The organism is Anaerostipes amylophilus (genome assembly GCF_025567365.1).
Taxonomy (GTDB): domain Bacteria; phylum Bacillota; class Clostridia; order Lachnospirales; family Lachnospiraceae; genus Anaerostipes; species Anaerostipes amylophilus.
Window position 1 is genome coordinate 491,713 of record NZ_JAOQJG010000001.1, and the last position, 9,048, is coordinate 500,760.

Genomic DNA, 9,048 nt, shown 5'->3' on the forward strand with positions numbered 1-9,048 from the left:
CATGATATATTAATTTTTAGCCCATCCGAAAGAATATTTTACTGCCTTTTCCCATCCTGCTAATTTTTCTTCTCTTTCGTCCTCTTTCATTTCTGGATGGAACTTGCGGTCAATATTCCAGTTGTTGATAACGTCATTTTTATCTTTCCAGTATCCAACGGCAAGTCCTGCAAGATAAGCTGCTCCCATTGCAGTTGTCTCAACACATCTTGGACGACGTACTTCTGTATTAAGAATATCTGACTGGAACTGCATTAAGAAGTTGTTTGCACTTGCTCCACCATCAACTTTTAATGCACTTAATTTGATTCCGCTATCTGCTTCCATTGCTTTTAACACATCATATGTCTGATATGCCAGAGATTCTAATGTCGCACGAATCACATGATATTTATTGACACCTCTTGTGATACCAACGATTGTTCCTCGTGCATACTGATCCCAGTGTGGCGCACCAAGTCCTGTAAATGCAGGAACTACATAACAGCCATTTGTATCTTTTACTTTTGAAGCCATATATTCAGAATCTGGTGATGAATCTACCAGTCTCATCTCGTCTCTTAACCACTGGATTGCTGCTCCTGCAACAAAAATAGACCCTTCTAATGCATAATTAACTTCTCCATCTAAGCCCCATGCAATGGTTGTGATCAGTCCATTATCAGAAAATACTGGTTTTGTTCCTGTATTCATTAACAGAAATGCCCCTGTTCCATATGTATTTTTGGCCTCCCCTGCTGTAAAGCATGTCTGACCAAACAATGCTGCCTGCTGATCTCCTGCTGCTCCTCCGATTGGAATTTCTTTTCCAAAATAACTTTCGTCTGCCATTCCATAAACTTCACTGGATGGTCTTGCCTGTGGAAGCATTGATTTTGGAATTCCAAGTTCTTCAAGGATTTCATCATCCCATTCGAGAGTATTAATATTAAATAGCATAGTTCTTGCAGCATTTGAATAATCTGTAACATGAACTCTTCCTTTTGTCAGTTTCCAGATCAGCCATGTTTCTACTGTTCCAAATAAAAGATCTCCTGCCTCTGCTTTTTCACGTGCTCCTGGTATGTTGTCAAGAATCCATTTTACTTTTGTTCCACTAAAATAAGCATCGATCATTAATCCTGTTTTTTGTCGGAATTTCTCTGTCAGACCTTTTTCTTTTAGCTGATCACAATACTCAGATGTTCTTCGGCACTGCCAGACAATTGCATGATACACAGGTTCTCCTGTATTCTTATCCCAGATGATCGTTGTCTCTCTCTGGTTTGTAATTCCGATGGCTGCAACCTGATCTGGTGTAATATTTAACTTGTTCATTGCTTCTACTGCTACTCCAAGCATGGAAGACCAGATCTCATCCGCATCATGCTCCACCCATCCAGGATGAGGAAAATACTGTGTAAATTCCTTCTGTGCAACACTGCAGATCACACCTTGTTCATTAAATAAGATACAGCGGTTACTTGTTGTCCCTGCGTCCAGTGCCATAATGTATTTTTTCATAATAACTACCTCCTATGACTCTTTTATTATATGTTCATATTACATTATGCATAATTTTGTGTCTATTATTTATCTTTTTTTGTGCATTTTTTAAATTTAAAAGGTCGAAAAAACCCTCTTTTTTCACTAAATTTTGTTCAAAAAGAGAGTATTTTCGTGAATTTCTAATTTTTTATTTTATTATTCTACAACAGTCGTAAATTTTTCCCAAGGAATATCAACTTCTGCGCCTTCATTGATGATCGCATCTACATGCATTAACAATGGGAAGTCATCTAAAGATACAACGCCTCTTTCTGCCAGTTTACGTACGGCACGAGCTGTTCTTGTTGCAATAACGATAGACTCTAAAGTTACACCCTGTAATTCTTCCATTGCCTGATCAAATGTCAGTCCACGTCCTAATAATGTACCAATCTTACGAGTTCTTCCACCGAAGACTGTTACATATAAGTCACCAGCTCCATGAATGATGTTTTCTGGTCCACCATGAATCAGTTCTAACAGATGGATCATTTCTTTGACACCCTGTCCAAACAATGCTGCCTGAGAATTATAATGTACTGCTCCGATCTCTCCATCTCTCTTCTCTGCTAAACCAACTGCAAGAGATACACCTAATGCATAAGCATTCTTCATGGCTACGGCACACTCAACACCTACAACATCTGTAGAAAGACTGATGTGATAGTAATCTGTTGTTAATAAAGATTTGATGAATTTTAATGTTTCCATGTCTTTTCCACAGAAAGCTACATGGCTGTCATCATGGTCTGCTAATTCATAACTTGTACATGGTCCACCGATGGCGTTAAAGTTAATATGTTTTCCTTCTGGCTGTCTCTGTTCGAAGATATGTGGATAAGGAACTAAAGTTCCGTCATCTAAATCTACCATACCTTTTGTTACTGTTAATAAAGGTACATCTTCTGGTAATACTGGAAGGATTTCGTCACAGAACCAGTCAAGTCCGAAACTGCTGACTCCACCTAAGATTAAGTCTGCTCCTTCTAATGCTTCTTCTAATTCTTCGATCTGATAATATTTGATCCCATCATGAAGAGTTCTCTTTAATGTGATATGGAAATTATCCTTCTTTAATCCATCAATGATATCTCTGTCTAAAGGTGATCCTACCAGACGTACCTCGTGTCCATTTTCAAATGCTGGGAATGTGATCGCAGAGTTCATCTGACCTGCACAAACAAATGTAATAACGCTCATTTCTTATCCCCCTGAAATTTAAATATTTTACTTAATCATTTTATTTATTCTGCTACTTTTTTGCAAGCTACAACGTCAACTCCTAGTCCTAATACGTTAGGGATCACTACATCCCCGATCGCTACAGGAGCTTTCATTGTTACTTTATCTAATTCTTTCATGATATCATAGATTTTACCCTTTGGAATATCACTTGCGGTTTTGACTGGAACTCTTCTTGCAGTCTTTGCTTCTACTCTGACTGTAGAAGTGATCACTCGTGTTGGATTTACCAGTTCTTTTTCTCCGTAAGCGGCTCCTCTTGGGCATCCATTTCCAGTAACCTTATATCCATTTTCTTCATCAACTTTTAAATGACATCCTTTTGGACATACGATACAAATTAAATCTGTCATCTTTATGCACCTACCTTTTCTACAGATACTGTGATCTCACCATTTTCTACTTTATCTAAAAATGCTTTCGGAATAACGATCTTTTCCATTTCTCCTGGTGCCATGTGTTCTCTCTTAAAGGAAGCAAGTTCCTCACCATTTGATCTTACTTTGATCGCTACATCTGTAAATACGTTTCTTGCACGGAACATAACTTCAACTTTCTTGTCTACATTAGATGGACGTACTTTCTGTGGCACGATTCCGTTGACCCCATCTCCATTTTTGATATCGATGCATGTCTGATCTTTTGTTTCTCCATTTTTTACGTATTCTGCAGCACTCTTTCCTGCCTTCTGGCTTTCTGCTGTAACAAAGTCTACCAGGTCATGAACATGAACGACATTTCCACTTGCGAAGATTCCTTCTGCTGAAGTTTCCATGTTTTCATATACAACTGGTCCACTTGTGGCTGGATCCATTGTAATTCCTGCAGATCTTGTTAATTCATTTTCTGGGATCAATCCAACAGATAATAATACAGTATCTACATCAAATTCCATCTCTGTTCCTGGAATTGGTTGATTCTTTTCATCAACTTTTGATACGATAACTTTCTCAACTCGTTTATCACCCTGAATATCTGTGATCGTATGTGATAAATACAGTGGAATATCATAATCATTTAAGCACTGTACGATGTTACGGTTTAATCCGTTAGAATATGGACAAAGCTCTACACATCCAACTACTTTTGCACCCTCTAAACTCATACGTCTTGCCATGATCAGTCCGATATCTCCGGATCCTAAGATCAGTACTTTCTTACCTACCATATATCCTTCGATATTCACATATCTCTGTGCTGCACCTGCTGTAAACACTCCAGCCGGACGATCACCAGGGATCGCGATGGCTCCTCTTGTTCTTTCACGGCATCCCATATTTAAGATAATGGATTTACCTTCAAGGTTCATATAACCATTTTTCTTATTCATGGCATGTACACATTTTTCTGTTTCATCTACGTCAAGAACCATCGTATCAAGCATCACTTCGATATTTGTTTCATTTAACATATCAATGAATTTACCTGCATATTCAGGTCCTGTTAATTCTTCTTTGAAATAATGGAGTCCAAATCCATTATGAATACACTGATTTAAGATTCCTCCAAGTTCCTGATCACGTTCTACAACCAGAACTTTTTCGGCACCATTTTTACTTGCTTCCACTGCTGCTGCCAGTCCTGCAGGTCCTCCACCTACAACGATTACATCATACTTCATTATTTGGCACCTCCATCTTTTGTTTCTCCTGTGATAATGTTTGTTCCCAAACGATCCTGTGGAATATCTGCTAATGGTTTATTCAGCTCTCTTGCGATGATCTCCTGAACTCTTGGTCCACAGAAACCACCCTGACATCTTCCCATACCTGCATTACATCTTCTCTTGACCGCATCAATGGATGTTGCTGGAATTGGACGATGCACTGCGTTGATGATCTCACCTTCTGTGATCGTTTCACAACGGCAAATGATCTTTCCGAATGCTGGATTCTTTTCTACTAATTTTGCTCTGTCTTCATGACTTAAATGTTTGAAGCGGTCGATATGTCTTTCATCTACGATATCTTCTTTTGCTTCTAATGTAAGTCCTGAATTTTCAAGCATCTTTAAAACATCTGGTGCAATTGCACATGCGGATGATAATCCCGGTGACTGCATTCCTGCGATATTGATAAACCCTTTGTTGTTTTTATCTTCATAAATATGAAAGTCATGATCTGCTGTTCTTGCTCTGACTCCAGCAAAATTTCTAATAGACTCTCTAAAATTAATTCCTGGTACAGATTTTAATGCTGTATTTCTCACAAAATCAAGTCCCTGTTTTGTTGTTGATACATCATTCGCTGCACTTGGCTGTGAATCTGGTCCAACGATCAGGTTTCCATGAACCGTTGGAGCAACTAAAACTCCTTTTCCTTTTTCATTTGGACATTGGAAGATTACATGATTGACCAGATTTCCCTGGCTCTTATCCATTAGGTAATATTCTCCTTTATTTGGTGTAATCTCAAATGTCTTTTCATTACACATCTCATTAACTTTGTCTGCGAAAACACCTGCTGCATTGCAAATGTATTTTGCTTCGATCACTCCGTTGTTTGTTTCTATCTTATATGTATCATTTTCTTTTTCGATTCCGGAAACTTCTGTATTAAGTTTCACTTCAACTCCATTTAATACGGCTGTTTCTGCAAGTGCCAGGGCTAATTCCCATGGGCTTACGATTCCTACATTTGGAGAACTTAAAGCCGCAACGGCTTTGTCTGAAAGATTTGGTTCTTCTTTTAGAAGTTTTTCTTTATCCCAGATTTCCATATCAGGAACTCCGTTTGTGATACCTCTTTGTTTTAATTCTTCCAGTGTTTTCTTTTCTTCTTCACTGAATGCAACTACCAATGCTCCGATCTGTTTGTAAGGTACATCCAGTTTCTCACATAATTCTTTTGTATAGACATTTCCTTTGATATTGTACTCTGCCATCTTTGTTCCAGGCTTTGGATCATATCCTCCATGGATGATCGCGCTGTTTGCTTTTGTTGTTCCTTCAGAAACATCATTTTCCTTTTCAACGATTACAGCTTTCACATTATATTTTCCAAGTTCGTAGGCGATAGCGCAGCCTGTGATCCCTGCACCGATAATTGCTACATCATACACTGTTATTCCCTCCTGTTTTTCACTTGCTTTTGTTGCTTTCTGACTCTATCTAACCATAATTTTTTTTGTCTGTCAAACCCATCAAACGCCCATTTTATGCGGTTTTCAGAGTTTTTCTATTAATCATTTTATTTGATTAACAAATGATTTCTTTCACGGTTTTTGGATTATTTTTCTTAAAGTACGTGTTCACTTGTTTTTTGTATTAATCAATTGTATAATATTAATAATCGCTAGCTTATTTTGATTAGTAATTCGAATTAATCAAAATAATTTTTGATTTATCTATTGCAAATGAAATGTATAGAAAAGAGGGTACTATTTATGGGAAAGCGAAACAAAGTAACAACAAGAGATATTGCTGAATACACTGGTGTATCACAGTCTACTGTCTCTATGATTTTAAGCAACAAACCACATGTTTCTTTTTCTAAAGAAACAATTGATAAAGTAAGACAAGGTGCAAAAGAACTTGGTTACAAGAAGCCTGTTGCAGGTGTAAAAAAGAAAGAACAGGCACTTGCTAAGAGTATCATCGTTATTTGTCCACTTCTTTCGAATGGTTATTATTCCATGATCATTCATTCAATCACAGAACGTGCCAAAGATTATGGTTATACCGTATTTACTGTCAGTACATTGAGGGACGTCTCTCAAGAAGAACTCTATTTAAACCTTTTATCTGGGTTTGAACTTGCAGGCGTAATTTCTTTATATCCACCAACAAAGATTGCACAGGCAAATGCATTATCTAAGCAAGTCCCTGTTGTTTCCATCGGTGATAAACCAGATGCATGCCGTTTTGATGCAGTTGAACTTGACAGTAAAAAGCCTGGATATATTATTGCTGAACATCTTCTCTCTCTTGGACATAAGCATATTACTTATATCTGTACACCGATCCGCCCAAAAGAGATTGGCCGGATCCATCGTCTTGCTGGGCTGCGTTCTTGTTTTAAAGATCATGGTCTTGATCCGGAATGGGTGGAGGTAAAATCTCCTACGATTGCTGCTTACGGAAGATATTCTGCGGATAATTCTGAGTATCAAAACGGATATGATATGGCTTCTCAAGCTTTAGATGAACATACTTCTTCCACTGCTTTTGTTGGGAATAATGATATGACGGCTTTTGGGATCATGGCTGCGATCTCTGATTATGGATTCCGTGTTCCTCATGATTACTCTGTCTGTGGATTTGACAACATTCCTTTATCTTCCATGCCTCAGATTGCTTTAACTACGATCGAACATGCTTCTTTGGCAAAAGGTCGTGAAGCTGTGGATATTATATATAAGAAGAACACGCAGAAAAATATCTCTGCCAAACATCATTATATTATGCGAATGGAATATGAACCTGAACTGATTGTTCGTAATTCTACTGGGAAATGCAAAATAACAAACAAAACAAAAGAATGTCACAACATCTCCTGAAAAATATGACATTAGTATACATTTATTTTCATACACTCTGTACGTTATCATATAACCATGATAAACGTTTATGAGTAACAAATAAGGAGGACGCATGGCCAGCAAACTTCTAAGTAATGAATTCCAGAAACACATTTGTCTGGATTATGAATGTACTACAATTGAAGAAGCGATCCACAAAGCAGGTGATCTCTTAGTTCAAGTCGGATGTGTAAAACCACCCTACATTAATGGTATGATCCGGCGAGAACAAGAAACTTCCACTGATATCGGATTGGGGGTTATGATCCCCCCATGGCACAGAAGACACTCTGAATTTTGTTTTAAAACCGGAAATCAGTATTGTTCAGATCCCACATGGAATTTCTTATCATGGAAATACCATACATCTGGTGATCGGCATCTCAAGCCGTGAGGAAGATCCTCTGCAGGAGCTGATGCAGATTACTGATATTTTATTAAAACCTGAAAAATGCCATCAATTTTTAAATGCTTCTTCAAAACAGAAATTCATTGATATGATCAATCAGAATTATGTAGAAGAAGGAGAGTTGTAAATTAGAAGATATTTATCAGTCTGATCCAAAACTTTATGAAATCGTGAAAGAAAGCTTTCGTAATATCTTCCAGCCTATAAAAATCCCTGAAGATGAAATAGGTTATATTGTTATTTATTTTATTGCATCTATGGATTATCTAAGCAAGAATTCGATTTCCGTTTTGGTCGTATGTTCTACCGGAATCGGTTCTTCCAAGATGCTGCGAAGCCGTCTGAAACGAGAATTTTCTGAAATTGATGTTAAAAAGATCATTTCTTTACATAAATTGTATGATGAAGATTTAAAACAATATGATTTTATTATCTCTACCGTCACTTTGGATCTGGATGAAAGTAAATATTTGTGCGTTTCTCCTCTTTTAAATGATGGAGAAAAAGAAAAAGTACGAAAACAAATTGATATCTTAAATAAAAGATAAAGAAATAATACACTAAATTTCTATTAAACGGAAATCTGGTGTACTATTTCTTTTTTATACCTAAGATTTTTACAAAAAGAAAAAGACCTTAGATATTCTCTAAAGTCTTTCTTAGTTGCGGGAGCCGGATTTGAACCAACGACCTTCGGGTTATGAGCCCGACGAGCTACCAGACTGCTCCATCCCGCGATATTAAATTACAAAAGAAACACTAAAATTAGTGCTTCTAAAAGGCGTCGACCAGATTTGAACTGGTGATCAGGGAGTTGCAGTCCCATGCCTTACCACTTGGCTACGACGCCATATTAAAATTATATGCTCTTTATTAAAAAAGATGACTCCAACGGGATTTGAACCCGTGTTACCGCCGTGAAAGGGCGGTGTCTTAACCACTTGACCATGGAGCCTTATTCTTTGACCGCTTCACGGTCCATGCAGTATTTTAAATACTACGAAACTCCCCGAGCCGGGCTCGAACCAGCGACAGCACGGTTAACAGCCGTGTGCTCTACCAACTGAGCTATCGAGGATTATTATAAGGTCTATCATTATTATATCATATACCTTCAAAACAACATACAAGAACTATCTACATCTTTTACACTCTAGCCTTCTTTGGTTAAAGCCTCGACCGATTAGTAACAGTCAGCTCCATGCGTTACCACACTTCCACCTCTGCCCTATCTACCTCGTCGTCTTCAAGGGGTCTTACTACCTTATGGTATGGGAAATCTTATCTTTAGGGGGGCTTCACGCTTAGATGCCTTCAGCGTTTATCCCTTCCAGACTTGGCTACTCTGCGAT

At 37.8% G+C, this 9,048-nt stretch carries 9 protein-coding genes, 4 tRNA genes and 1 rRNA gene; 4 read left to right on the forward strand and 10 right to left on the reverse strand.

From position 1 onward, the window contains the following. Window positions 1-9 precede the first annotated feature (9 nt). The 5 genes from glpK to OCV53_RS02455 form a co-directional block, all read right to left on the reverse strand. Complete coding sequence (glpK, locus tag OCV53_RS02435) at window positions 10-1,503, reverse strand: glycerol kinase GlpK (RefSeq protein ID WP_008393175.1); 1,494 nt, start codon at window positions 1,501-1,503, stop codon at window positions 10-12. Window positions 1,504-1,683: 180 nt separating this feature from the next. Next, on the reverse strand, window positions 1,684-2,727 hold the full coding sequence (locus OCV53_RS02440) for a glycerol-3-phosphate dehydrogenase (RefSeq protein WP_008393176.1): 1,044 nt from the start codon (window positions 2,725-2,727) through the stop codon (window positions 1,684-1,686). Window positions 2,728-2,771: 44 nt separating this feature from the next. Then, window positions 2,772-3,122, reverse strand: coding sequence for a DUF1667 domain-containing protein (locus OCV53_RS02445; protein WP_008393177.1), 351 nt, complete (start codon window positions 3,120-3,122; stop codon window positions 2,772-2,774). A 2-nt stretch (window positions 3,123-3,124) separates the two neighbouring features. Further along, a complete protein-coding gene (locus tag OCV53_RS02450) occupies window positions 3,125-4,390 on the reverse strand; it encodes an NAD(P)/FAD-dependent oxidoreductase (RefSeq protein ID WP_055196446.1) in 1,266 nt (421 codons plus the stop codon). Beyond that, window positions 4,390-5,829: an NAD(P)/FAD-dependent oxidoreductase gene (locus tag OCV53_RS02455; RefSeq protein WP_055196447.1), complete on the reverse strand. Its 1,440-nt coding sequence runs from the start codon at window positions 5,827-5,829 to the stop codon at window positions 4,390-4,392. Before OCV53_RS02455 ends, OCV53_RS02450 begins: the two co-directional genes overlap by 1 nt. A 324-nt stretch (window positions 5,830-6,153) precedes the next feature. Here OCV53_RS02455 and OCV53_RS02460 point away from each other — a divergent pair, with 324 nt between their 5' ends. From OCV53_RS02460 to OCV53_RS02475, 4 genes are all read left to right on the forward strand, one after another. Then, window positions 6,154-7,266 carry a LacI family DNA-binding transcriptional regulator gene (locus tag OCV53_RS02460; RefSeq protein ID WP_070097202.1) on the forward strand — a complete coding sequence of 371 codons (1,113 nt, stop codon included), beginning with the start codon at window positions 6,154-6,156 and terminating at the stop codon, window positions 7,264-7,266. A 94-nt stretch (window positions 7,267-7,360) separates the two neighbouring features. Continuing rightward, window positions 7,361-7,681: a PTS sugar transporter subunit IIA gene (locus OCV53_RS02465; protein ID WP_262568155.1), complete on the forward strand. Its 321-nt coding sequence runs from the start codon at window positions 7,361-7,363 to the stop codon at window positions 7,679-7,681. Continuing rightward, window positions 7,617-7,823: a PTS sugar transporter subunit IIA gene (locus OCV53_RS02470; protein WP_262568165.1), complete on the forward strand. Its 207-nt coding sequence runs from the start codon at window positions 7,617-7,619 to the stop codon at window positions 7,821-7,823. The genes OCV53_RS02465 and OCV53_RS02470 overlap by 65 nt, the downstream gene beginning before the upstream one ends. A 10-nt stretch (window positions 7,824-7,833) precedes the next feature. Next, window positions 7,834-8,244 (forward strand): PRD domain-containing protein, encoded by a 411-nt coding sequence (locus tag OCV53_RS02475; protein ID WP_262568167.1) that lies wholly within the window; start codon window positions 7,834-7,836, stop codon window positions 8,242-8,244. Between the two features lie 115 nt (window positions 8,245-8,359). Here OCV53_RS02475 and OCV53_RS02480 read toward each other — a convergent pair. From OCV53_RS02480 to OCV53_RS02500, 5 genes are all read right to left on the reverse strand, one after another. Further along, window positions 8,360-8,433 (reverse strand) — tRNA-Met (locus OCV53_RS02480). A gap of 42 nt (window positions 8,434-8,475) precedes the next feature. Beyond that, window positions 8,476-8,546 (reverse strand) — tRNA-Cys (locus tag OCV53_RS02485). A 33-nt stretch (window positions 8,547-8,579) separates the two neighbouring features. After that, window positions 8,580-8,651: transfer RNA gene (locus OCV53_RS02490), tRNA-Glu, on the reverse strand. Between the two features lie 50 nt (window positions 8,652-8,701). Then, a tRNA-Asn gene (locus tag OCV53_RS02495) sits at window positions 8,702-8,774 on the reverse strand. Between the two features lie 85 nt (window positions 8,775-8,859). After that, a 23S ribosomal RNA gene (locus tag OCV53_RS02500) occupies window positions 8,860-9,048 on the reverse strand; the annotation flags it as partial.

What these genes read in the sequence shown, in the direction of transcription:
- glpK (WP_008393175.1), bottom strand. Translation starts at nt 1,503, where the DNA reads ATGAAAAAATACATTATGGCACTGGACGCAGGGACAACAAGTAACCGC.
- OCV53_RS02440 (WP_008393176.1), bottom strand. Translation starts at nt 2,727, where the DNA reads ATGAGCGTTATTACATTTGTTTGTGCAGGTCAGATGAACTCTGCGATC.
- OCV53_RS02445 (WP_008393177.1), bottom strand. Translation starts at nt 3,122, where the DNA reads ATGACAGATTTAATTTGTATCGTATGTCCAAAAGGATGTCATTTAAAA.
- OCV53_RS02450 (WP_055196446.1), bottom strand. Translation starts at nt 4,390, where the DNA reads ATGAAGTATGATGTAATCGTTGTAGGTGGAGGACCTGCAGGACTGGCA.
- OCV53_RS02460 (WP_070097202.1), top strand. Translation starts at nt 6,154, where the DNA reads ATGGGAAAGCGAAACAAAGTAACAACAAGAGATATTGCTGAATACACT.
- OCV53_RS02465 (WP_262568155.1), top strand. Translation starts at nt 7,361, where the DNA reads ATGGCCAGCAAACTTCTAAGTAATGAATTCCAGAAACACATTTGTCTG.